Genomic DNA, 22917 nt, shown 5'->3' with positions numbered 1-22917 from the left:
CGCCTGTCCATCGACCTTCATTGGGAGTACACCGTGTTCGACCTTCATTACTGGCAACAACGCGTTGCCCGCCAGACCTTTATCGACACCGCCTTGATCGGTGGTCGACCCGTGAGCGCAGCCAGCGGGGAGACTTTTGATGCAATCAACCCCGCCACCCACCAGCTGCTGGCGCGTGTGGCCGCCTGTGGTGACGCAGAAGTAGACCTGGCCGTGCGCAGCGCCCGCCAGGCTTTCGAAAGCGGCCCTTGGCGGCGTATGCCGCCGGTTGAGCGCAAGAAAATCCTGATCAGGCTCTCCGAGTTGCTGATGACCCATCGCGAAGAGCTGGCCCTCCTGGATTCGCTGAACATGGGCAAGCCGGTGATGGACGCCTACAACATTGATGTGCCCGGCGCCGCGAATGTATTTGCCTGGTACGGCGAGGCGCTGGACAAACTCTACGATCAAGTCGCGCCCACCGCGAACAACGCACTGGCGACCATCACCCGTGAAGCACTGGGCGTCGTTGCGGCGGTGGTGCCGTGGAATTTCCCACTCGACATGGCGGCCTGGAAGCTCGCACCGGCGTTGGCGGCCGGTAACAGCGTGGTGCTCAAACCCGCCGAGCAGTCACCCTTTTCGGCCCTGCGCCTGGCCCAACTGGCCCTGGAAGCGGGTATCCCGGAAGGGGTTTTGAATGTGGTGCCGGGCCTCGGCGAAAGTGCCGGCAAGGCGCTGGGGCTGCACCCTGACGTGGATTGCCTGGTGTTCACCGGATCCACGCAGGTCGGCAAGTATTTTATGCAGTACTCGGCGCAGTCCAACTTGAAGCAGGTGTGGCTGGAGTGTGGCGGCAAGAGCGCGAACCTGGTGTTTGACGACTGCCATGACCTGGACCTGGCGGCCGAGAAAGCGGCCTTCGGGATTTTTTTCAACCAGGGCGAAGTGTGCTCGGCCAACTCGCGGCTGTATGTGCAACGCTCCATCCATGATGAATTTGTCGAGCGTGTGATTGCCAAGGCGCGTGCCTGGATGCCGGGTGATCCGCTGGACCCTGGCAGCGCTGCCGGTGCCATTGTCGACAGTGAGCAAACCGCCCGCATCATGAGGGCGATCAATCAGGCCCAGGGCGAGGGCGCCAAGCTGCTGGCGGGTGGCGAGCAAGTGAGCATGAATGGCTCCTCCAACTTCATCCAGCCGACGATTTTTGCTGAGGTGACCGGCGACATGCAGCTCTCGCGCGATGAAGTGTTTGGCCCGGTGTTGGCGATCAGCGCCTTTGACACTGAAGAGCAAGCGGTGCAACAAGCCAATGACAGCGTCTACGGGCTGGCGGCCTCGGTCTGGAGTGATGGCCTCAATCGCGCGCATCGGGTGGCGCGAGCGTTGAATGTCGGCACGGTGTCGGTCAACACCGTCGACGCCCTGGATGTCGCGGTGCCGTTCGGGGGTGGCAAGCAGTCCGGGTTCGGGCGTGACCTGTCGCTGCACTCATTCGACAAGTACACGCAGCTGAAAACCACCTGGTTTGCGCTGCGATAGCCGAAGCGGTCAGCCGGTCGTGTATTCATGGGTGCGTGGCCGGCGCAGCTTCCTGCAACACCTGCTGGTGCTGCCGGACTACCGCCGCCAGGGCATCGCCCAGGCCATGAAAACGCCTAGAACTCCCCGGAATACTTGACCGCCGCCGCGGCGCGCGAGGGCACTTTCAAACTGCGCAGCAGCGATGACACATGGATGCGCACGGTGAACGGCGAGATCGCCAGGGCCTTGGCGATTTCCTTGTTGGTCTTGCCTTGGGCGATCAGGCGCAGAACTTCCTGCTGGCGCGCGGTGAGGGTGTGGGTGCCCAGCGGCAGCAGGCCGGAGGGAGAAAACTTGACCAGCACTTCGCCTTCGCGGATCGCCAACAGGGCCTGGCCGATTTCATCGGGGGTGATGTTCTTGCCGATAAAGCCATCGGCGCCCAGAGCCATGACCTGATCGATCAGCGCCGGGTCATCGACCATCGACACCACGATCAAGGTGGTGCGCCGCAGTTGCTGGCGCAGGTCGGCCAGTTGGCTCATGCAGGTAAGGCCCGGGAAGCGCAGGTCGAGGATCAGCATGTCGATGTCGCCACACGCGTGGATCAGCGCCTGCACCGCATCGAGGTCGCCGGCCTCTTGCACCACGGCCTCGGGCAACAGGCGCTGCACGGTGCGCAACATGCCTTCGCGAAACATCGGGTGGTCGTCGGCTATGATGATTCGGCAGGTCATGGCGTGCTCCTTCCTGGGGCATGGGTGTGCATTGGCATGCTACTTTAGCACCGCGCCACAGGGACGCCTCTGGCGCGCAAAGGATAGACCGAATGCCGCACAAGGACGTCCCCCATGAGTCATGAGACCAATTCCGAACTCGACCAGGCCAACCTGCGCATCGTGGTGGCCGCCATCGCCATTGTCTACATCGGCGCGCTGGGCTTTTTGCCGGGCCAGTCGGTCGACACCTACTTGCCGGTGATCCTGTATATCGTCGCGTTCCTGTTGGTCTCCATCGCGTTGCGCCAGGTGATCGCGCGCTGGCCCGGGCATTACCCGGCGCGGCGGATATTCGGCATGATCCACGACTACACCGGCACCTCGTTCGGGTTGGTGGTGGGCGGCGAACCGGCATTGCCACTGTATGCGGTGATGGTGTGGGTCAACCTGGGCAACGGCATGCGCTACGGCTCGCGCTACCTGGCGATTGCCACCGGCCTGGCCTTGCTCGCGCTGCTGATCGTGTACCGGCTGACGCCACTGTGGCAGGCGCAGCCGTTCATGGTGCTGATGCTGATGATCACCAGCACAGTGATCCCGGTGTACGCGCATATCTTGCTTGAGCGCACGCGCAAGGCTTCCGAAGAAGCCATCGCCGCCAACCTGGAAAAATCGCGCTTCCTGGCTCAGGCCAGCCACGATCTGCGCCAGCCTATTCACTCCATCGGCCTGTTCACCGCCTGTTTGCGTGAAGCGCAGTTGGGCGAGGCTGAGCAGCGCTTGGTGGACAATATCGACCGCTCGTTGCTCAACGTGTCGCAGCTGTTCCGTTCGATTCTCGACCTTTACACCCTCGACAACGGCAGGCTGTTGCCCAAGTACCAGGTGATTCACTTGGGCGAATTTCTCGCCGACCTGGTGCGCCAACACGCCGAAGCGGCGCATTGGGCCGGGGTGCAACTGCGCCTGCGCCCGTGTGCGCATTGGGTGCAGGTCGACCCCGCGATGCTGGCGACGATGGTGCAAAACCTGCTCTCCAATTGCTTTAAATACGGCGCACAACGTCCCGTGCTGATCGGCGTGCGCGTGCGCGACGGCGGGTTGTCGGTGGAGGTGCATGACCAGGGGCGCGGTATTGCCGAGGAGCATCAGGTGAAGGTCTTCGAAGAGTTTTATCGGGTCCGCCAACTGCGCGACAAGGACGTCGAAGGCGTGGGCCTGGGGCTGTCCATCGTCAAGCGCCTGGGGCAATTGATGGGGGTGCAAGTGAGCCTGCGATCACGGGTGGGCCATGGCACCTCTGTGAGCCTGCATGGCCTGGCATTGGCGACGGCGCCACGCCAACCGGCTGCGCGCGACGACGCGCGCCAGGCCGGCCTGCTGACGGGTTTGAAAGTCTGCCTGGTGGAAGATGACCACAACGTGCTGCTGGCCACCCAGGCCTTGCTGGAGCGCTGGGGCTGCGAGGTGCAGGCCGAATCCAGCGGGCAAGGCCTGGCCAGCGACTGCGACATCATCGTCGCCGACTACGACCTGGGCAACCACGCCACCGGCATCGAGTGCATCGACGCCCTGCGCGAGCAACGCGGCTGGGCGGTGCCGGCGCTGATCCTCACCGGCCACGACGTGGAGAAAATCCAGGCGGCCTTGCACGACCGCCAGATCGCGATTCTGTCCAAACCGGTGCGGCCTGCGGAACTGCGCGGCACGCTGCGTGACCTCAGCCAATCGGGCGTTACTGGTTAAACGGCATCAGGCCATTGCCCCGAGCGCCCTTGGGCTGGCAGTAGGCGGCAGGCTTCATCAGGCCAAAGCTGGCCACGGCAAACATGCCACCGCTGGCACCGCTGGGCACTGAGCAGTTGTAATCGCCGGAGGCGGCGCTGGCGATGTAGTAGGTGGTCATGGAGTCGCTGCGTACATTGGAGATACGCTTGACCGGTTCACCGAGGTTGGTTTCCGACAGCGTCTTGAGATGGTCTTCGCTGGGCTTGACGTTGCTGCAACCGGCGACACCGATGATCAGGGCGCCGAGCAGGGTGAGACGGGTAACGGGAGCGTGCAGGTTCATGATGCTTCTTCCTTGGGATTGTTTTGGTTTTTCCAACGCGCAATGCACCCTCGCGCAACAGGTGTGCGGTGCCGGGGGGAGCGTTGGAAGTGCCGAGGAATATAGCGCCGCCGGGTAAAGGGGTCGATTAGCACAAGTGTGCTAATGGCACGGTGAGGTCATGGATGGAGAGAGCAATGCTAGCGATCAAACGCGCCACCCAAGCGGACGCCCAGGCGGCGTTCGACATTCGTCTGTTGGCCATCCGCAGCCAATGCATCGGCGCCTACACCGCCGAGCAAATGGCGCTGTGGACACGCGGCAGCGCCGAAGACGGTTACGACACACTGATGGACAAGCCGTTTTACCTGGGCTGGGTCAATGACGTACCGGTCGCCACCGGCATGCTCGATCTGGACAACAACGAAGTGGGCGCGCTGTTTGTGCTGCCGGCGTTTACTGGCCGAGGTTACGGCAAGACCATGCTGGATCACCTGGAAAAACTCGCGCGGGAACTGGCGATTGAAGAGGTCGTGCTGGACGCGACGTTGAATGCGGCGAGTTTCTACCGGGCCTGCGGGTATGTGGGTGAGGAGCAGGCGGTGTATCACTCGCCTTCGGGGTTGGCGTTGGCGTGTATCCCAATGGTAAAACGGCTTTGACTCTTGCCACAGTTGAGCTTGTCGCTGGGGGATTTGTGTATGTCGCGATGGCCCTGCGAACTGAGATCTAACCAACACAGCCGATCCCCTGTGGGAGCTGTCGAGCTTTAGCGAGGCTGCGAAAGCGGTGGGTCAGGCTACTTATGTATCGCCAGTGCCGCCGCCTTCGCAGCCTCGCCGGGGCTCGACAGCTCCCACCGTTGATTTCATTCGGCGCCGAAGGCTGTGCGCAGTGTTTGAATAACCTGTTCCACGGTGGGACCTTGGACGGGCGGCGGTGTAAGGCTCTCGCCAAATTCGCGCCATACGAACAGCGTCAGCTCAGCCCCATCGGTCAGCCCTTGTTCCTTTGAGCCAAAACCTTGCAGCACCCGATAGCGCTCATCTCGCCAAAACGCCTGCTCCACCCAGTCATGCACCGGGATGAAGTGAAAGTGCAGCGGCAAGCCCGGCATGTGTCCGTAGCGGCTGATATACAGCCACTTCGGCCGCAGCTGTGCCTCCATCACCCGTTGGGTTTTGGCGAGCAGGCCACCCAGTTCAGCCAACGCGGCCTCGGGCATAGCCGCCAGGGAGTCGATCGGCGCTTTGGCGCCCAGCATCAGGTAGCCCGGCAGCTTTGAGGTCAGATGATGATTGAGCAACCAGTGCTCGGTTTCATGAAGGATGAAGGCGGGGTCGATCTGCATGCGCATGCGTCCATGAGAGCCGGGTGGGCAGGATAACAAGCATGGGCGGCTGTATCTCACAAAAGCTGGTGATCTGTGTCTGTCGCTGCGTGTGCCAGGCGGATAGTGTCGTGCCACGTTAACTGACAACCGAGCCCACCATGGAACTGACCGCTGTCCCGTTTGGCACCACCGACTGGTCCACCGTCGAGCCGGAACTTCACCCGGGCATTACCGGCAATGCCCTGTGGCGTACCTGCCACTTCGGCACCACCCGCGTGCGCATGGTCGAGTACACCCCTGGCTATCTGGCCGATCACTGGTGCTGGCGCGGGCATGTATTGCTGTGTCTTGAAGGGGAATTGCACACGGAATTGGAAGACGGCCGCCAGTTCACGCTGACGGCCGGGATGAGTTACCAGGTGGGCAATGACATGGAAGGCCATCGCTCATCCACCCACAGTGGCGCGAAGCTGTTTATTGTGGATTGAGGCGCACGATCAACTTGCCGAAATTACGCCCCTCCAGCAGCCCGATAAACGCTTCAGGTGCCTGCGCCAGACCGTCGATGGTGTCTTCGCGAAATTTCAGTTTGCCCTCGGCGATCCACTGCGCAGCTTCCTGCAAGAACCTGTCTTGTTGTTGGTCGACAAATTCGGTCTGGATAAACCCGCGCACCGTCAGGCTCTTGGCGAGGATGTCATGCATCGTCGCCGGCAGTCGGTCGGCCTGTGCGTGCTGGATAGCGCCGTCGTTGTAGTGGGCGATCAGCCCGCACACCGGAATCCGCGCGAAGTTATTGAGCAGTGGGCGCACCGCGTCCCACACCGGCCCGGCGACGTTTTCGAAGTACACATCAATGCCGTCCGGGCAGGCCTTGGCCAGTTGCTCGGCAAAGTCCGGGGCGCGGTGGTCGATGACTGCGTCAAAGCCCAGTTCATCCTTCACGAAAGCACACTTGTCGGCGCCGCCGGCGATCCCCACGGCGCGGGCACCCTGCAGCCGAGCGATCTGGCCGACCACCGAGCCGACTGCGCCACTGGCCGCTGCCACCACGACGGTATCGCCCGGTTTTGGCTTACCGATATTCAGCAGCCCGGCGTAGGCGGTAAACCCCGGCATGCCGAGTACACCGAGAGCAGTGGTGGGATGGGCGATGCTGGGGTCGAGGCGGCGCAAATCCTGGCCGTTGGATAAGGCAAAACGCTGCCAACCGGCGTAGGCCAGCACTGTATCGCCTTCGTGCCAATCGCTGTGACGCGACTGTTTGATGCGCGCGACGGTGCCACCCACCATCACTTCGCCAATGCCCACCGGCTCGGCATAGGATTTGGCCGCGCTCATGCGCCAGCGCATATAGGGGTCGAGGGACAGGTAGAGGTTTTCCAGCAACACTTCGCCGTCGGCGGGTTCGGGGACCGGTGAGTGTTCCAGGCGGAAGTCGCTGGTTGTCGGGCGCCCGTCGGGGCGTGCGGCCAAAACGATGCGTGTGTTTTCGGTGTGGTTCATGGCGTATTACTCACTGATTGAACAGGCTGAGCAGCGTAGCCATGGGCAAGCTATCAAGGTAGGCTCATAACAGTTGATTCAGAGTTATGCCAAACATGATATTCGATGCCTTCGAACCGTATTTGCTGCGCACTTTCGTTGCGGTGTGCCACCACGGCAGCCTCAGTGGCGCCGCCCAGCAGGCGGGCAGGGCGCAATCGGCCCTGAGTGCGCAGATTCGCCGTCTGGAGGAGCTGCTTGGGCAACGCCTGCTGCGCCGAACTGGGCGTGGCGTGGTGCCCACCACCGAGGGTGAGTTGTTGCTCAGCTACGCCACACGCATCCTGGCCCTGGGTGAAACGGTCGCCACACGCCTGAAGGAGCGTACGGTGATGGGCACTGTGCGCGTGGGCTTGTCCGAAGACGTGGCGGTCACTACCTTGCCGGCGGCGCTGGGCCGTTTGCGCCGCACCTGCCCGCATATGCACATGGAAATCACCGTGGACCACGGCGATGCGTTAGCGCAGCGCTGGCACGACGGCCTGTTGGATGTGGCCATCGGCGTCAGCTCGGTATTCGCCGCCGACCCGGTGCGCACCTGGAATGTGCCGCTTTATTGGGTGTGCGCGATTGACGATGAAGTCGATCCGGCGCTGCCTCTGGACGTGATCGTGTACGCCGAGCCTTGCGCGTGGCGACGCTTGATGTTCGACGCATTACTGGCGGCCGGTCGCGACTTTCGCGTGACCGTCACCAGCCCGAACGTCGGTGTGATCAGCGCGGCTGTCGAAAACGGTTTGGGCGTTGCCCTGTTGCCTGCCGACAATATCAACCCGCACACCATGCGCGTGATTGCGCTGGCGCCCGCTGGCAATGCCGCATTGAGCGTCAACTATGGGTTGTTCGCGGTGCCGCGCCAGACCGAAAGCATCCGTGCCACGGTCGAATTGCTCAGCGAGGGGTTTCATTTGATGACGCAACCGAGGGTGAAGGGTCTCAGCCTTTGCGATACACCGCCCCCAACTCCCGCGCCAGCCCAATAAAATTCTGCAACGGCGCCGACGGATTAAACGCGCGCCGCACCAGCGTAATCGGCGCCAGCAGCTTGGGCCTGGCGTCTTTGATTCGGCAATACACCACGCTGTCACGGTGCACATCGCGCATCGACGCCGGCACCACGGAGATGCCTTCGCCGGCCGCTACCAGGCTGACGTTGGTCAGCATGCGTTCCACTTCAAAGGCAATCCTGGGTTCGAAACCGGCGTTCTGGCAGGCGGTGATCAAGTTGGCGTACATGCCCGGCGCGCCAGGGCGGCGTACCAGAATAAAGCGTTCGTCCTTGAGTGCGCCAATGGGGATGGCGCTGTCGGCGGCAGCCAGCAATGGGTGGCCGGTGGGCAGGACCAGTAGCATTTCTTCGTTGAGCAGGCGGTGGAAGGTCAGGCTTTGATGGGTACTGACCGGGGCGCGCAGGATGCCGACGTCGATGCGCTTTTCGATGGCGTCCTCGGTCAATTCCCGGGCGCTGCCTTCATTGATCGAAAGCTCTACCGCCGGGTAGTGCTCGCGGTAGGCGCGGATGATGCGCGGGATCAGCGCGTGGGCGGCGGCCGAACTGGTGAAGCCGATGGCCAGGGTGCCCTCGATGCCCTGGGCCACGCGGGAGGCCTTGAGTGCGCCATGCTCAACACGCGCCAAAATGGCTTGGGCTTCTTCAAGAAACACCAGGCCACCGGCCGTCAGGTCCACGCCCTTGGGGTGGCGCTTGAAAAGATCGAACCCCAGCTCCTGCTCCAGGGCGCGAATCTGTTGGCTCAGGGGCGGTTGTTGCATGTTCAGGCGTGCGGCGGCACGGGTGAAATGTCGTTCTTCGGCCACCATGATGAAATAGCGTAAATGGCGAAGTTCCATGGTGGCCTATCCCGTGACAAGAGGCAGTGGTGGGCGGCCGCAAGCAGCCCGGCCGTCAATATGCCCAAAGCCTGCGACCACCACAATCCGTTCAGCGTTTGCTGTCGGCCAGCTTGTCGAAGGCCTGGTCGAGATGGGTTTCGGCGCCTTTGAGCTTTTCATGCCGCTCCTTGAGCCACTGCTGATCAGCCTGCAGCGTCTTGCGCGCCTCCACCAGCATGCGCTTGACCTCCTGTGGCTGCGGGCCGCCGGTGCCTTTGCGGGTCTGGACCATGTTGGTGGGCGACAGCGCCGCTCTAAAACCTGCTTCATCGAGCGGCAGGGTATTGGGCGTCCATTTGTACTTGTCCGCCGCCTGGCTATACAGTTTCTGCGCGTCGGCATAGGCGAAGGTCTTCGGCGTGGTGCCGTTGCTGCGCGCTTCGGTGACGATCAGCGAGGCAAAGCTGTGGCCGATGCGAAACGGCACTTTGTACTGGCGCTCCAGCGTGTCGGCCAGTTCCATCGAGGTGGTCCATTCCGACTCCAGTTCTTCGAGCGCGCGCTGCGGGTTGATCTGCAGCGCGTCGAGCACCGCGTCGAGGCTGTGGAACATCTCCTGGGTCGAGCGGAACACGCCCAGCGAGTCGAAGGCGAACTTGTAGTCGGTCATGCCGGTGGTGACGTTATGCGCGCGCAAGGTGACGGCCTGGGCCAGACCCACCACGTCAGAGGCACTCTCACGCGCGCGCATCAGCAAGCCCGGGTTGCGTTTTTGCGGCATGGCGCTGCTGGTGTAGGTGGCTTCCTCATCGAGCAACAGCCAGGGGCGAATCTGATGATACTGGGTGTGGATATCGCCAATCATCGCGCCCACACGGATGGCGGACGATGACGCCATATTGGCCGCTTCGATGGGAATGTCATAGGTCGAGACCTGGCTGGAATCCAGCGAGTTCTCGCGCACGCCATCAAAGCCCAGCAGCTCGGCCAGGCGCTCACGGTTCAGCGGATACGCCGAGTTCGCCAGCACGGCGGTGCCCATCGGGCTCTGGTTAAGGCGTGTGTACAGCTCGCGGATACGCTGGCCGTCGCGGTCGAACGCGGCTTCAAAGGCCAGCAGGTAATGCGCATAGCTGATGGGCATGGCCTGCACGCCGTTGGTGTAGGCGGGCACCAGGGTGTCGACGTTTTTGTCGGCGATGTTCAGCAGGCGTTGGCGTGTGGCGTTGAGCGCTTCGCTGTAGGCCAGCACCTGGCTGCGCAGGGCGGCCAGGCGGTAGGTGGCAAGCATGTCCTGGCGGCTGCGGCCGGAGTGGATCAAGGAGGCTTCGGGACCGATCTTGTCGGTCATGATTTTTTCCAGTTGCAGCACATCACTGGGGCGCGTGCCGCCGGGCTGCTCGGCCTGGGCGATGGCGTAGCGCACACCGCCGGCGATCTTCTGGCCCATCTCAGGCTTGACGATGCCTTCTTCGGTGAGCATCACGATCGAGGCTTTGTTGATGCGGTTGAGCCAGGCGAATTGGGTCTGGGTGGGGTCGCCCTTGGCCTTGCGCTCGGTTTGGGAACTGTCGGGCGTGGCGCCGACCTTGGCCGCTTGGGCCGCGCATTGTTCGGTGGTGGTGCAGGGTAGCTCGCCGGTGTTGGCGGCATAGGCGCTGAGGCTGTTGAACAGGGCAAAGGCCACGGCAAGGGAAAGCAGGCTTTTCACAGCGCGTTGGGGGGATGTGTTGTTCACAGAGACACCTGATTTATTGTTGGAATTATGGGCCGTCGTTGCGGCGCAATCAGGCTAGCGGGTGTGCGGGTAGATTGAAAATATATAGAAAGTGTTGATGGCAGAGGTTTTGGATATGGCTAATAGCGCTTGCCAGATTAAGATCAAAAGCACATTTGTGTGCGCCGCGAACTGCTTTTCTGTGGGAGCTGGCTTGCCTGCGATGCAGACACCTCGGTACATCAGGCACACCGAGTTGATGCCATCGCAGCGGTGCGACGATTCGACAAGCCAGCTCCCACCTTCATCAGCGGTTTTCAGTGCATCTTGCTGTGGTCCATGTCACCCATATCGGTCAGCGCGCGGGCAGGGGCTGTTACTTCAACGGTCTGCTTCTCACCCTTGGCGTTTTCCACGGTCAAGGTCAACGGCACCTGGTCGCCTTGCTTGATCTGGCCGGTGAGGCCCATGAGCATCACGTGGTAGCCCTCCGGGTCGAGCTTGACCGCTTTACCGGCAGGCAGGGCCACCGAATCCACCGGGCCCATGCGCATCACGTCGTCCTTCATGCTCATCTCATGAATCTGCACGTCCTTGGCCACAGGCGACTTCACGCTGAGCAATTTGCTGTCGCTGTCGGCGGTGACGGTCATGAACGCGCCGCTGGAGGTCTGGCCCGCCACGGTCGCGCGTACCCATGCATCGCTGACCTGAACCTGGGCGCTGGCGTGCGCCGCGAGGCCGAGCAAGGTGAGGCCGAATGTCAGGCGCTTGAGGGTTTGAACGGCAGTCATTAGCAGACCTCCATGACGGTGAGCAGGTCTTCTGCGCACTCTTTAGCGGTAAGGGATGCCGACAGGCCCAGGCGCAGATTGCCGCGGGTGTCGAACACGAAACTGGTGGAGGTGTGGGACAGGGTGTAGGTGTCTCCGGCCGGGATCTTTTCATAAAAGATGCCGAACTCCTTGGCGGCCACGGCGATTTCTTCCGGGGTGCCATACAGCGCTTCGAAGCTGGGGTCGAAGGCCTTGACGTAGCGGTCGAGCAATTCGGGTGTGTCACGCTCGGGGTCGAGGGTGATAAACACCACCTGCATGATTTTGCCATCGCGGCCCATCAGCTTCTTGGCCTGGGCGGCACGGGCCAGGGTGGTGGGGCACACGGCCGGGCATTGGGTGAAGCCGAAGAACACCACCGGCATCAGGCCACGGTACGAACTCAGGGTGACGGTTTCGCCGTCGGTGTTCTTGAGCTTGAAGGTGCGGCCCATGATCTTGTCACTGAGGTCCTTGCCGTACTTGAAATTCAGCTTGGGGCTGTAGTCACAGCCGCCCAGCAGGCTGCCCAGGCCCAGCAGGCCCATACCGGTCAGCACTTTGCGGCGGGTGAATAACGTACTCATCAACTGTGCATCCTGTGAAACGCCTGCATTGCTCTGGATCTACAGTTCAGGCTTTGAAAAGGAGTAATGATGCGGGCGCACAGTCTACCAACCCCGGCCAGCCCACGTAATCTGCGACGTTCTGCCACAGGGGCGCGTGGCGCTTCATCCTTTTGCGGCTTCGGTGGTAGAGTCGCCGCCATGAAATTGAGCCACCCCGACCGTTCACTGATCGCCTGGGCCCTGTACTTCTGCGTGCTGATGAACCTGTTCGTCTGCGGTTTGGGGCATGGGCAGATGATGGGCCTGCAGCTCAATGGTATCGGCGGGGCGTTCTGTTCGGTGGACGGCAGCCAGGCGCCGCTTTCCGACAAAGGGTCAGGAAACACGGCCTCCAGCAACATCTCGAACTACTTTGCCTGCCCGGTGTGCGCGGCCGTGACCGTGGCCATCGTGTTCATGATCGGCCTGGCCTGGCTGCTCGGCCTTGGGCAAACCCCGCGCCCGGCCCATGAACGGCGCAACAAGGCACCGCCACGCTATTGCTGGCCGTCGGCCAACCCTCGCGCTTCCCCCACTTTCTGACGTGTGCCTTGGGCTTCCTGTGATCAGGAGGCGTTCTATCGTCACGACTGTGAGTGCGTTTCATGAACCCACCTTTGCCAGCAGGCGCCAGCCGCCTGGTCAGCAAGGCATCCCGGCGTTTGCGCGCGGAACCCTTGCGCCCCGAATACCCGAGCAATTCGCGCTGCTTCGTGCACCTGGATGCACGCCTGTTGCCGTATTGGCACACCTTGTTCGATATCTGCCCGGCGCTGCTCAAGCTCGACCCGCCGGAGGGCTTGAACTTGTTCCGCAGCTTTATGACCTGGGCCTATCGCAACCAGGTCGCCCAGGATTGGACCTATCACCTGAATGTGTGCCGCTGGCTGTTGGCGTCCTCGTATCGGACGCGCATCGATGAGGAGCCGATCGAAGCCTTTATGGCGGCCGCGGCAGCACGCTGGATCAATGCCGATGAAAGCCACGCCCAGGGCGTGGTCCTGGCCTGGCGAGACGCAAGGGTGTTCGACTGGAAGGGCAGCGCCTTGGCGGGCGTTGAGCATCAGATACTGCCGGACCCGGCAGGCGACTTTGCCTGGTGCCCGCTGGCCAAAAACGGTTTCCGCGGCTGGTTGCCGGTGCCTTGAGGTTCTGGCGAACCCATTGGGTGACACTGTGGCTCCAGAACGATCATCGTCACTGTGGCGAGCAGGCTTGCCCTGCGTTGGGCTGCGCAGCAGCCCTCGCTCTTTCTTACGGGCTGACCGCGCCGCCTACAAGAGCGTCCCATTATCTCGTAGGAAACGGCCTGATGTTCCGTGCGGGCATCCTCATCAATTCTATTTTTTTGCCGGGAATGCCATCTTCACGGTCTTTGTAATGCACAGACTAATAAGAGGCTGAGATGACGAAAACTTCTGATGAGATGCCCCATTCCTTCTGCGCGAGCGACCGCTACGACCCGGTCAGTCGGGCCTTGCATTGGTTGATGGCAATTGTGTTTGCCTGGAGTTATTGCTCGGCGGTTGTCCACTTCCTGTCCTCCGATTCTGCGCTGGACAAGTGGCTATGGCCGTATCACAAGTCGGCGGGCCTGCTTTTGCTGGTGCTGCTGATACTGCGAGCCGGCTGGAACCTGCTGAACCGGCACAACCGCCCGCCGAGTTTCAACCGTGCGGCTGCTGTCGGGCATGCTGTGCTGTATGCGCTGATGTTCCTTATCCCTGTTATCGGGCTGGTACGCCAGTACGGCTCCGGTCGTGAGTTTTCGGCGTTTGGCCTGCCGATAATGGCGGGTTTCGAGGGCGATAAAATCCAGTGGATGATTGACCTGGGGCGCAATTTTCATAGCTTGCTGGGCTGGACAATGCTGGTGTTGATCGTCGGTCATATCGGCATGGTGATCGTGCATTCTCTGCGCGGCAATCCGCAGGTGTTGCGACGCATGACGGGAGGCGCCCGCCGGTTATGGCGCTAGGTCAACGGCCTTTTTTGGGGGCTTTTTTCTGGGTTTTCTTCCCGCCTTGCTGCTGAGTTGACGTGCCGCTGGAGGAGGTCTTTTCCTTTGGCGGCGTTTCAGCTTTTTTGTTGCTCTCCGACGGGCTGCTGGGGTAGGTGCCCGGAGGCAGGGCCGAACCGGGTACGGCATCACCGAAGGCTGCGTAGGCGGGGGTTGCCAAGCACCCGGTCAGGCAAATCACTAACACGATCTTGCAGGAAATACCGGTCTTCATGACGAGAATCCTTTTCCATGCTTCACCTGTCAAAAGCTGCCCTTGCTCTGAATCCGAAGGGAGGCATTAATTGGGAGTGCAGGGGATCCGGCAAAGTTTTGATTTTTTTCGCCGCCACGACGAAAGGCCATGAACCGACATTTTTAATGAACCCTCACGCCGATCCCTTGACCTAATGCATACGACCTCAGGAGGTGATGCATGCAAATAGACTATATCTGGATCGTGCTGGCGGTGATTTTGCTGGCGTTGGAATTGTGGGCGATCAACATCGTGTTGCGCAGCACCGGCGGCTGGGAGACCAAGGGGTTGTGGTTGATCATTCTGATTTTTGTGCCGTTGTTCGGGCTGATTGCCTGGGCCATGTTCGGGCCAAAACGTGAGATGGCCCAGCACCGTAAATAAATAGCACCGTAAATAACCAGCACCATAAATAGCACCGTAAACACTGAACACAAGCCACACAGCAAACAGGCGCCCCCGGGCGCCTGTTTGCGTTCAAGCCTGCCCGTTATCCCGCGACCGCCTTGGCAATCGCTTCGTTGAATGCCGGCAGGTCATCCGGTGTGCGCGAGGTGATCAAGGTCCAGCCATTGGCCTTGCACTCCTTGACCTGGGCATCTACCACGCCTGCAGCGCCGGCGTTTTCAAGGTCGATGCGCACGCTCTTGTATGCGGTGAGCGTCTTGCCTTCGATCACGCCGGCATCGATCAGCGCCCATGGCCCGTGGCAGATGGCGGCGACGGTTTTGCCGGCTTTGACGAAGTCGTTGATCAGCTTCAATGCGGCCGCGTCCTGACGCAGGGTGTCGGCATTCACGGTGCCACCGGGAATCACCAGCGCGTCGAAGTCACTGCTCAGCACCTGCGACAGCTTGACCTCGGATTCCACGGTCTGGTCCTTCTCGGTGTCGCCGACGAACGTCTGCACGGTGCCGCCTTTGCTGGAGCCATGCGTCACCGTCGCACCATAGCCACGCAATGTTTGCAGAGGCTTGAGCAGCTCGTCGCGCTCGATGCCGGTGTTGGAGGTGATGATGAGGATGTTCTTGCCGTTGAGTTGTGAGCTCATGGTCGAGTCTCTCCTGCTGGATGGATTAATCATGCGGTGTGGGAGAGTGGATCGAGCGTGGGCGGCAAAGGTTTAAATTAATTTGGACTTTTTTCTTGGGTGGTTTTCGAGGAGGGCCGACCTGCAAAAATCCTGAACTATCGAAAATCGCTGGCCTCTGCTGCATAGACGCCTGCTGCTTTTTGCGGGCCTTCTATTGCCTGGAGACTCACCATGACCGATCCCAAGACTGTCGACAAAACCCCGGAACCCATCAGCTCTGAAGATGCCCAGAAAGGCCGTCAACAACCTGCCAAGGGGCAGACGCTGGAACAGCCCAACCCGAAGACCAAAGCCGTGGACAAAGTGTTGACGCCCACGTCGATCAAGGACACCGAACGCCAGACTGACGCCATCAACGAGCAGGCTGCCAAGGCCGAGCGCAAGCTGGGCCACTGAGCATGGCCCGTTCGATCACGGCGTCTGAACTGGGCATTGAGCTTGCGCCCGACGATGATGCCAGCCTGTTCAAGTGGTTTATCGCCAGCTTCCTGATGGGCAAGCGTATTCAGGCGCCCATCGCGGCGCAGGCTTACAAGGTGATCGTGGAGCAAGAGGGCCGCGACACTGCACGCAAGTTGCAACATTGCACGTCGCGTGAGCTGGTTTCGATGCTCGGGCGTGCCCATTACGTGCGTTACGACGAAAGCACAGCGCAGCGTCTGCTGGACCTCAGCGCCAAGTTGAATGCCGAGTACGCGGGCAAGATCAGCCACATGCGCAGCGCCAGCGAAAACCGTGAGGCCTTCGAAAAACGCCTGGCCGAATTCGACGGCGTGGGGCCAAAAACCATCGAGATTTTCATGCGTGACGCGGCCAAGGTTCTGTTTTGATGGCACCGCTATTCGTGCGCTGTGCCGGCTGGAGTCTGCCGCGCGCACACTGGCCGGACTTTGCGGGCGTTCGGTTTTCGGTCAAGGCGCCCAGGGCATCACCCATGAACTGCGCTTGCAGCACTGCGAGACGGTACTGGATGAGTTCCTTGAACACTGCTTGAACTTGGGGGAGCAACTGGGCTGCCTGCTGATTCAATCACGCCGTGACCGATGGCTTGTTGCTACTCGACCTCTACCCGCAGCACTTCCAGGCCTAGTTGCTCATACGCCTCGACACTCGGCACATGCCACTCGGTGATCAGCGTATGAATACGGCTGCACGGCGCCACCACAAAGGGTTCTACCGCGCCGAGCTTGTCGGCCATGGTCACGGCCACCACGTGGGAGGCGCTGTCGAGCAGGGCTTGTTTGACCGTTACTTCATCGAAGTGCAGCGAAGTGATGCCCACTTGCGGGTGCAATGCACAGACACCGGTAAACAACAGGTCTGCCTGGATGCTCTGAATCAGGCGTACAGCTTCGTGGCCGCTGGTGGAGAGGGTCGCCGGGTTGATCTGGCCACCGGCCAAAATCACTTTGACATTTGGGTGGTCCGCCAAGGCGATGGCAATCATCGGTGACGGCGTGACCACCGTCAGGCGAATGGCGTGCGGCAATGACTGGGCAATACGCAGCGTGGTTGAGCCCGAATCGAACAGCACAATCTGGCCGTCTTCTACGCGGTCCGCCGCGAGTTGCGCGAGGTGGCGCTTGGCTTCGTTGGTCTCGCCGACGCGGGTGAAAAAATCCTTGCCGGTGTCTTTGGGCCGGGGCAGGGCGCCGCCGTGTACGCGTTGCAGCAGCCCGGCGGCGGCGAGTTCGCCGAGGTCGCGGCGGATGGTGTCCTGGGACACGGCGAAGTGCTCGACCAATTCTGACGCAGTGACTTTGCCGTCGCGCTCCAGCAGCAGCAAAATCTTCTGTTTGCGCAATGAAGGCAGGTCGATAGCTTGATGTGTGTTATGCATGTTTGTGCGTCTTTTTGCGTGTTTGTGCAAGATTAATCACCCGTCCACGCAAACGCAATGGCTGGTTACCAAGCCGATGGGCGGTTACTCTCCAGGCTCAGTTCAGGGAGAGGTGACCTAGATGCCGTTGATCACAACCATCGAAGATTTACGCAGGCTCGCGCAAAAACGTGTCCCACGGATGTTCTACGATTACGCCGACTCCGGCTCCTGGACTGAAAGCACTTACCGGGCAAATGAAAGCGATTTTGCCCGCATCCAATTTCGTCAGCGGGTGGCGCGCAATATCGATGAGCGTTCAATCCGCGCCAGCATGATCGGCCAGGACATGGCCATGCCCGTGGCTTTGGCGCCCACTGGGCTGGCGGGCATGCAGCATGCCGATGGCGAGATCCTCACTGCCCGCGCGGCTGCCGCTTTTGGCGTGCGTTATACCTTGTCGACCATGAGCATTTGTTCGCTGGAAGACATCGCCGCCCACGTTGGCCAACCGTTCTGGTTCCAGTTGTATGTGATGCGTGATCGCGTGTTTATGCAGCAGTTGATCGAGCGCGCCAAGGCTGCCGGTGTGGACGCGTTGGTGCTGACTCTGGATTTGCAGATCCTCGGCCAACGCCACAAAGACTTGATCAACGGCTTGTCGGCGCCGCCCAAGCTGACTGTGCCGAATATCCTCAATATGCTGACCAAGCCGCGTTGGGTGGCGGGCATGCTCGGCACCAAGCGCCATGGCTTCGGCAATATCGTCGGGCATGTCAAAGGCGTGGCCGATATCACTTCGCTGTCATCCTGGATCGGCCAGCAATTCGACCCGCGCCTGAGCTGGGACGATGTGGAATGGATCAAGCAATGCTGGGGCGGCAAGCTGATTATCAAGGGCATCCTGGATGTGGAAGACGCGCGGCTGGCCGCCAATTGCGGTGCGGATGCGCTGGTGGTGAGCAACCACGGTGGGCGCCAGCTCGATGGCGCACCGTCGAGCATCAGCCAATTGGCGGCGATTGCAGAGGCTGTGGGCGAGCAGATTGAAGTGTGGCTCGATGGCGGCATTCGCTCCGGCCAGGACGTGCTCAAGGCCATCGCATTGGGGGCCAAAGGCACCATGATCGGCCGGGCGCATTTGTATGGTTTGGGCGCGTTGGGTGAAGTCGGTGTGACCAAGGCGCTTGACATCATCGCCCGCGAGCTGGATGTGTCGATGGCACTGTGTGGCTATAACGATATACGCGATGTGAATCGCGAGATTTTGCTGCCGGGTAGCTTTCCCACAGGGGTTTGCTGAGCAAAAAAATCGTAAAAAAGTAAAAAGAGTTGTCCACGAAAACCGTGGGTATCTCTGTGGATAACTTTGCGAAGGCCCGGCAGGGTTGGCGATTTAACCTTCGGTTAATATTTGATCAGATTCTATTTTGGACCAGTATGGGCAGGGTTGGCGCTTGACAGCCAAGCGCGAACCCAGTGCCGAAAACTGCTATTACGACTCGCCGTCGCGACCTGTGGAGTGCGTGGCGATGGTTGCTGGCGTCGTTGCTGGCATCTTCGCCTGCATGAGTTTTTCCAGGGCCTGGCCATAACTGCGACCCGCCAGGCTCATGCTGTTGTTGTGGGTGGCGCCGGGTACGAGCAGCAACCGCTTGGGCTCCTGGGCGGCTTCAAACAACTGCTGGCTGAAACGCGGTGGCACGTACTGGTCGGCCAGGCCGTGCACCACCAGCAGCGGCATGTGCACGTCGGCAATCTTGTCGATGGAATCGAATTTCTGCGACAGCAGCCAACGCACCGGCAATGAGGTATTGGCCACGGCGGTGGCCGCATCCCCCAGGGAAGTAAAGGTGGACTCGATCACCAGCCCGCGCACCGGCACAGGCGTTTGTTTGCTCAGCTCAGCGGCGAGATCGATAGCCACGGCGCCGCCCAGCGAATGCCCGTAGATCAGGCGTTTGCCGGGGTCGGGCTGCAATATCTGGAAACGTTCCCAGGCAATGCGCGCGTCCTCATACACACTGGTTTCCGACGGCAAATCACCGTGGCTCTGGCCAAACCCGCGATAGTCGATGGCCAGCACCGAGAAGCCCAGCGCGTGCAGCTGTTCAATGCGAAACAACTGCCCGGTAAGGTTCCAGCGCACGCCGTGCAGGTAGAGGATCGCCGGCGCATCCTTGTGGCCGGCCGGGTACCACCAGCCGTGCAGATTCTGCCCCGATTTGAAACTGGCCGGCTTGATATCGAATTCCTGCACCGCCTTGGGCAGGCCGGTGTACCAGCCGGCGGTGCCCGGCTCGATGCGAAACACCAGCTCACGCTCCTTGTGTTGCAGCACGGCGCAGCCCACCGGCAGGCCGACAATCAGGATGGCCATGCACAGCAGGGGAACCCAGCGCAGGCCCAGGCGGGACAGAAAACGAGAGGACATGAAGGTTCCAGGACAAAGGCGAAGCAGGCGTTTTACCAGATGGCGTGGGCCGGCAGGCATTAATTCGACGGCCGTAGAGGGGGATTGCTTGCAAAGTGTTGCTGCCTTGAACAACCTCTGCTCGGGTTGTTAGGGTGGGCGGCCGAACAGGAGAGCACAGACATGGATTTCACCGGCAAAACGGCAATCATCACCGGCGGCGCGCGCGGGCTGGGCCTCAGTTATGCACGGGCGCTGGCCCAAGGTGGCGCGCGGGTGGTGATCAGCGATATCGGCGCCAACAAGGTAGGCGTCGGCACTGATGCATCGGTGGTGCACGCGGCGGCCGCAGCCTTGCAGGCCGAAGGGCTGGCGGTGCTCGGGCATGGCGGCGACCTGTCTACGGACGAGGGTTGCCGACAACTGATCAGCTTCACCATCGAGGCTTACGGCCAGCTCGATATCCTGATCCATAACGCCGGTTGGGTCGGTTACCAGAACATCGCCGACCTCGACGCCGCGTTCCTCCAGCGCACCATGGACATCAACCTTTACGCGCCGCTCTGGCTGTGCAAGCACGCCTGGCCGCACCTGCTGCGCTCAGCGGCGCCGCGCATTATCCTGACCACCTCCGACCGCGCCATGTACGTGGAGTACGAGCAAACCGGGCTGGTGGCTTACAGCGCCGGCAAGATGGCGCAATTGGGCATCATGAATGCACTGAGCCATGAAGGCGCCGAGGCCGGCATCAACGTCAACGCGATCTCGCCGGTGGCCAAGACGCGCATGTGGGGCGTGACCGACGAACCGGATGAACTCAAGCCAGAGTGGGTGACGCCGGGCGTAGTGTTCCTGGCCTCTGGGCAGTGTCAGGACACGGGCTACATCCTGCGCGCCAGCAATGGTCAATTCACCGCCGCGCGCTTCACCGAAAACCCAGGCGTGGAGTACCCGCGCAATCTCGCACGCATCAAGGCGGCCAATGCGCAAGAAGTCGCCGCCGCGTGGTCGCGCATCAAGCAGCCGCTGGCTCAGGCCGGCGTGACCAGTTGAACCCGATTACGCCCCTGCGCCTTGGCCAGGTACAGCGCCTGGTCGGCCTGGGACAATAAATGCGATAAGTCACTGCCCGCTGCCTGGGTGGTGACGATGCCGATACTCACGCTCAGAAAGCCCGGCGCCAGCAATTCCAACCGCGCAAATGCCAGGCGGATTCGCTCGGCCACTGCCAACGCATCGGTTTCATCGCTGCCTGCCAACAGGCAGGCGAACTCTTCGCCGCCAATGCGTGCGAACACATCCTCGTTGCGTAACGCGTCCTGCAGCACCTGGCTGAAGGCAATCAACGCCTGGTCGCCCATGGGATGGCCGAAGCTGTCGTTCAGGCGTTTGAAGTGGTCCAGGTCGCAAAGCAACAGGGCCGCGCATTGATGGCGGTGCAGCAGGTGTTCACCCTTGAGCATAAAGGCGCGGCGGTTGCCGATGCCGGTCAGCGCGTCACTGAAGGCGGCGGCCTTGAAGCGCAACTCGGCGCGCTCCTTGACCATCGCCAAGGTGACGTAGGCGATACCGATGGCGTACAGCATCGACTCAAACAGCATGAATGCAAAAAACGGCGTGCTTTCACTCTCCGAGGCCCGTTCGCTGTTGATCGGCAGGCCAGGGTCGGTAAAAGCGCGCACGCCATAAAAACCGGTGTGCCACAACGTCAGCACCAGGGCCGGCACGTAGGCCACTTCCAGGCTTTTGCGCTTGCGCCACAGCTCCAGCGCCGACAGCACTCCGTAGCCGGCAGCCAATAGTGAATACAGGGTGACGCGCGCCGACAGCGAGCCATAGAACGGCGGCACCAAACACATCACCAACCACAGGACGGCGCCGGCGAGGATGCCCGGTACATTGGGTTTTTGTTGCACGAAGGTGCGCATGGCGGTCCAGTTCATGGCGGCGCTGAGCAGCAGCACCACGTTGCCGATGACCAGCGCGACAAAGTCCATGCCCACGCCGCGCACCACAATCAGCCCGGTGCCCAGGGCGGCGAGCAGCAGCATGCTGCCCAGATAGCCCAGGGTCGGTTCGCGGCCACGACTCCAGGCATGTACCGTGAGCAGGCCCATGAGGCCGAACACGAACATGGCTACCATCAATAGCGTCGGGATGTGCAGCATCATTGGCGTGAACCTGGCGATCCTTCTTGGGTGGCGATTGTATCCGTAAGCAGGCCGCTTGACGCTGGTATTGCTGGCGCGACATGCTCCCGGCTTCTATGAGCAAAGGCCCGACCATGGACAACAGCCCTATTCGCATCACCGCTGAAGAAACCCTTTCAGACAGCTGGTACAACTTGAAAAAGTACAGCTTCGACCTGCGTCGCCAGGATGGCAGCTGGCAGGCCCAGACTCGTGAGGTGTATGACCGGGGCAATGGCGCGACCATCCTGTTGTACAACCGTGGTCAGCGCACGGTGCTGTTGATCCGGCAGTTTCGCATGCCTACGTTTGTCAACGATTACCCCGGCTACTTGATCGAAACGGCTGCCGGGTTGCTGGACAATGCCAGTCCTGAAGAACGTATTCGCCTGGAGGCTGAGGAAGAGACCGGGTATCGCGTCGGTCATGTGGAAAAAATCTATGCGGCGTTTATGAGTCCAGGTTCGGTGACTGAGCGGATTCACTTTTTTATCGGTGAGTATACGCAGGCGGATCAGATTGGTACGGGGGGCGGGCTGGAGGAGGAGGGTGAGGATATCGAAGTGCTGGAGTTGGGGTTTGAGCAGGCGCTGGCGATGGTGCAGAGTGGGGAGATTGTCGATGGCAAGACCATTATGCTGTTGCAGCATCTGGAATTGCGGATGCTTAAAGATGGCTGGTGAGTGAGTGGGTTGATTGAGTACATATCCGTTGCTGCGGTCACGGCGGCCTATGGTTCCGCTCTTACAGCGGGTCACTTTTGGCAAACGCCCCAAAAGTAACCAAAAGGTCTTCGCCCCACCACTCGGCACCTCGCTAATGCTCGGTGTGCCCTCACTCCGGCTTGAATCCGTGGGCCGCCGCGATGGGCCATCCTTGGCCCAGCGCGGCTAACCCGGCGTCCTGCCGGGTTACCCACGGATTCAAGCCTGCGTTCGGCCATCGTGGTTAACGGGGCGCCTCAGATCAAAAGCAAGATCAAAAGCAGAGCACGGCGGCCTGAAAGCCGACCTGAGTGGTTG

Annotated in this window: 27 protein-coding genes and 1 pseudogene; 15 read left to right on the top strand and 13 right to left on the bottom strand. The window is 61.1% G+C overall.

The window, feature by feature from the left end:
- Positions 1 to 33 precede the first annotated feature (33 nt).
- Positions 34 to 1524: an aldehyde dehydrogenase gene (locus HBO23_RS13735; RefSeq protein ID WP_170038494.1), complete on the top strand. Its 1491-nt coding sequence runs from the start codon at positions 34 to 36 to the stop codon at positions 1522 to 1524.
- A 116-nt stretch (positions 1525 to 1640) separates the two neighbouring features.
- Here the strand turns inward: HBO23_RS13735 and HBO23_RS13730 are convergent, their stop codons facing one another.
- Complete coding sequence (locus HBO23_RS13730; RefSeq protein ID WP_170038493.1) at positions 1641 to 2243, bottom strand: response regulator transcription factor; 603 nt, start codon at positions 2241 to 2243, stop codon at positions 1641 to 1643.
- 114 nt (positions 2244 to 2357) lie between these two features.
- On the opposite strand from HBO23_RS13730, the gene HBO23_RS13725 reads away from it, so the two are divergent.
- Positions 2358 to 3971 (top strand): hybrid sensor histidine kinase/response regulator, encoded by a 1614-nt coding sequence (locus HBO23_RS13725; RefSeq protein WP_170038491.1) that lies wholly within the window; start codon positions 2358 to 2360, stop codon positions 3969 to 3971.
- Here the strand turns inward: HBO23_RS13725 and HBO23_RS13720 are convergent.
- Positions 3961 to 4296: a hypothetical protein gene (locus HBO23_RS13720; RefSeq protein ID WP_099548712.1), complete on the bottom strand. Its 336-nt coding sequence runs from the start codon at positions 4294 to 4296 to the stop codon at positions 3961 to 3963. The genes HBO23_RS13725 and HBO23_RS13720 overlap by 11 nt on opposite strands.
- Positions 4297 to 4472: 176 nt before the next feature.
- Between HBO23_RS13720 and HBO23_RS13715 the strand changes: the two genes are divergently transcribed.
- On the top strand, positions 4473 to 4937 hold the full coding sequence (locus HBO23_RS13715; RefSeq protein ID WP_017134556.1) for a GNAT family N-acetyltransferase: 465 nt from the start codon (positions 4473 to 4475) through the stop codon (positions 4935 to 4937).
- 206 nt (positions 4938 to 5143) lie between these two features.
- On the opposite strand, the gene HBO23_RS13710 is transcribed toward HBO23_RS13715, so the two are convergent.
- Positions 5144 to 5626: an HIT family protein gene (locus HBO23_RS13710; protein WP_170038489.1), complete on the bottom strand. Its 483-nt coding sequence runs from the start codon at positions 5624 to 5626 to the stop codon at positions 5144 to 5146.
- 140 nt (positions 5627 to 5766) lie between these two features.
- Here HBO23_RS13710 and HBO23_RS13705 point away from each other — a divergent pair, with 140 nt between their 5' ends.
- On the top strand, positions 5767 to 6096 hold the full coding sequence (locus HBO23_RS13705) for a DHCW motif cupin fold protein (protein WP_017134500.1): 330 nt from the start codon (positions 5767 to 5769) through the stop codon (positions 6094 to 6096).
- Here HBO23_RS13705 and HBO23_RS13700 read toward each other — a convergent pair.
- On the bottom strand, positions 6083 to 7114 hold the full coding sequence (locus tag HBO23_RS13700; protein WP_170038487.1) for an NADP-dependent oxidoreductase: 1032 nt from the start codon (positions 7112 to 7114) through the stop codon (positions 6083 to 6085). The two genes, HBO23_RS13705 and HBO23_RS13700, sit on opposite strands and share 14 nt — an antisense overlap.
- Before the next feature lie 86 nt (positions 7115 to 7200).
- On the opposite strand from HBO23_RS13700, the gene HBO23_RS13695 reads away from it, so the two are divergent.
- On the top strand, positions 7201 to 8136 hold the full coding sequence (locus HBO23_RS13695; RefSeq protein WP_170038485.1) for a LysR family transcriptional regulator: 936 nt from the start codon (positions 7201 to 7203) through the stop codon (positions 8134 to 8136).
- Here the strand turns inward: HBO23_RS13695 and HBO23_RS13690 are convergent.
- The 4 genes from HBO23_RS13690 to HBO23_RS13675 form a co-directional block, all read right to left on the bottom strand.
- Positions 8090 to 9004, bottom strand: a complete 915-nt coding sequence (locus HBO23_RS13690; protein WP_170038483.1) for a LysR substrate-binding domain-containing protein — start codon at positions 9002 to 9004, stop codon at positions 8090 to 8092. The two genes, HBO23_RS13695 and HBO23_RS13690, sit on opposite strands and share 47 nt — an antisense overlap.
- A 91-nt stretch (positions 9005 to 9095) precedes the next feature.
- Entirely contained in the window at positions 9096 to 10724 is a 1629-nt protein-coding gene (locus tag HBO23_RS13685) for an argininosuccinate lyase (protein WP_236447202.1), read from the bottom strand.
- A 296-nt stretch (positions 10725 to 11020) separates the two neighbouring features.
- Positions 11021 to 11497, bottom strand: a complete 477-nt coding sequence (locus tag HBO23_RS13680; protein ID WP_017134495.1) for a copper chaperone PCu(A)C — start codon at positions 11495 to 11497, stop codon at positions 11021 to 11023.
- Positions 11497 to 12105, bottom strand: coding sequence for an SCO family protein (locus tag HBO23_RS13675; protein ID WP_017134494.1), 609 nt, complete (start codon positions 12103 to 12105; stop codon positions 11497 to 11499). Before HBO23_RS13675 ends, HBO23_RS13680 begins: the two co-directional genes overlap by 1 nt.
- Before the next feature lie 180 nt (positions 12106 to 12285).
- On the opposite strand from HBO23_RS13675, the gene HBO23_RS13670 reads away from it, so the two are divergent.
- The 3 genes from HBO23_RS13670 to HBO23_RS13660 all read left to right on the top strand — a co-directional run bounded on the left by HBO23_RS13670 (position 12286) and on the right by HBO23_RS13660 (position 14104).
- On the top strand, positions 12286 to 12669 hold the full coding sequence (locus HBO23_RS13670; protein ID WP_017134493.1) for a DUF2946 domain-containing protein: 384 nt from the start codon (positions 12286 to 12288) through the stop codon (positions 12667 to 12669).
- 62 nt (positions 12670 to 12731) lie between these two features.
- Complete coding sequence (locus tag HBO23_RS13665; RefSeq protein WP_170038481.1) at positions 12732 to 13274, top strand: putative natural product biosynthesis protein; 543 nt, start codon at positions 12732 to 12734, stop codon at positions 13272 to 13274.
- A gap of 257 nt (positions 13275 to 13531) precedes the next feature.
- Complete coding sequence (locus HBO23_RS13660; protein WP_017134491.1) at positions 13532 to 14104, top strand: cytochrome b; 573 nt, start codon at positions 13532 to 13534, stop codon at positions 14102 to 14104.
- 1 nt (position 14105) lies between these two features.
- On the opposite strand, the gene HBO23_RS13655 is transcribed toward HBO23_RS13660, so the two are convergent.
- Positions 14106 to 14360: a hypothetical protein gene (locus tag HBO23_RS13655; RefSeq protein ID WP_170038479.1), complete on the bottom strand. Its 255-nt coding sequence runs from the start codon at positions 14358 to 14360 to the stop codon at positions 14106 to 14108.
- Between the two features lie 201 nt (positions 14361 to 14561).
- Between HBO23_RS13655 and HBO23_RS13650 the strand changes: the two genes are divergently transcribed.
- On the top strand, positions 14562 to 14765 hold the full coding sequence (locus tag HBO23_RS13650) for a hypothetical protein (protein WP_017134489.1): 204 nt from the start codon (positions 14562 to 14564) through the stop codon (positions 14763 to 14765).
- A 106-nt stretch (positions 14766 to 14871) separates the two neighbouring features.
- Here HBO23_RS13650 and HBO23_RS13645 read toward each other — a convergent pair whose 3' ends face one another.
- A complete protein-coding gene (locus tag HBO23_RS13645) occupies positions 14872 to 15432 on the bottom strand; it encodes a type 1 glutamine amidotransferase domain-containing protein (protein ID WP_138450255.1) in 561 nt (186 codons plus the stop codon).
- A 213-nt stretch (positions 15433 to 15645) separates the two neighbouring features.
- On the opposite strand from HBO23_RS13645, the gene HBO23_RS13640 reads away from it, so the two are divergent.
- The 3 genes and pseudogenes from HBO23_RS13640 to HBO23_RS33855 all read left to right on the top strand — a co-directional run.
- Positions 15646 to 15870 carry a hypothetical protein gene (locus HBO23_RS13640; protein ID WP_017134487.1) on the top strand — a complete coding sequence of 75 codons (225 nt, stop codon included), beginning with the start codon at positions 15646 to 15648 and terminating at the stop codon, positions 15868 to 15870.
- Between the two features lie 2 nt (positions 15871 to 15872).
- A complete protein-coding gene (locus HBO23_RS13635) occupies positions 15873 to 16304 on the top strand; it encodes a hypothetical protein (protein ID WP_017134486.1) in 432 nt (143 codons plus the stop codon).
- A pseudogene (locus HBO23_RS33855) lies at positions 16304 to 16503 on the top strand (DUF72 domain-containing protein); the annotation flags it as partial. The gene HBO23_RS13635 and the pseudogene HBO23_RS33855, both read left to right, overlap by 1 nt.
- 25 nt (positions 16504 to 16528) lie before the next feature.
- On the opposite strand, the gene HBO23_RS13630 reads toward HBO23_RS33855, so the two are convergent.
- Positions 16529 to 17314 (bottom strand): DeoR/GlpR family DNA-binding transcription regulator, encoded by a 786-nt coding sequence (locus tag HBO23_RS13630; protein ID WP_138450257.1) that lies wholly within the window; start codon positions 17312 to 17314, stop codon positions 16529 to 16531.
- Between the two features lie 121 nt (positions 17315 to 17435).
- Between HBO23_RS13630 and HBO23_RS13625 the strand changes: the two genes are divergently transcribed.
- Entirely contained in the window at positions 17436 to 18596 is a 1161-nt protein-coding gene (locus HBO23_RS13625) for an alpha-hydroxy acid oxidase (RefSeq protein ID WP_170038477.1), read from the top strand.
- 192 nt (positions 18597 to 18788) lie between these two features.
- On the opposite strand, the gene HBO23_RS13620 is transcribed toward HBO23_RS13625, so the two are convergent.
- Positions 18789 to 19727 carry an alpha/beta hydrolase gene (locus HBO23_RS13620; protein WP_017134483.1) on the bottom strand — a complete coding sequence of 313 codons (939 nt, stop codon included), beginning with the start codon at positions 19725 to 19727 and terminating at the stop codon, positions 18789 to 18791.
- A gap of 162 nt (positions 19728 to 19889) precedes the next feature.
- On the opposite strand from HBO23_RS13620, the gene HBO23_RS13615 reads away from it, so the two are divergent.
- Positions 19890 to 20759 (top strand): SDR family oxidoreductase, encoded by an 870-nt coding sequence (locus HBO23_RS13615; RefSeq protein ID WP_170038475.1) that lies wholly within the window; start codon positions 19890 to 19892, stop codon positions 20757 to 20759.
- Here the strand turns inward: HBO23_RS13615 and HBO23_RS13610 are convergent.
- Positions 20738 to 21877 (bottom strand): GGDEF domain-containing protein, encoded by a 1140-nt coding sequence (locus tag HBO23_RS13610; protein WP_170038473.1) that lies wholly within the window; start codon positions 21875 to 21877, stop codon positions 20738 to 20740. The two genes, HBO23_RS13615 and HBO23_RS13610, sit on opposite strands and share 22 nt — an antisense overlap.
- 113 nt (positions 21878 to 21990) lie before the next feature.
- Here HBO23_RS13610 and HBO23_RS13605 point away from each other — a divergent pair, with 113 nt between their 5' ends.
- Positions 21991 to 22578, top strand: coding sequence for an NUDIX domain-containing protein (locus HBO23_RS13605; RefSeq protein WP_026013479.1), 588 nt, complete (start codon positions 21991 to 21993; stop codon positions 22576 to 22578).
- The last annotated feature ends 339 nt before the right edge of the window (positions 22579 to 22917 follow it).

This window comes from Pseudomonas sp. WS 5532, assembly GCF_012985445.1.
Taxonomy (GTDB): Bacteria; Pseudomonadota; Gammaproteobacteria; order Pseudomonadales; family Pseudomonadaceae; genus Aquipseudomonas; species Aquipseudomonas edaphica.
This window is presented reverse-complemented; position numbering and strand designations above follow the sequence as displayed.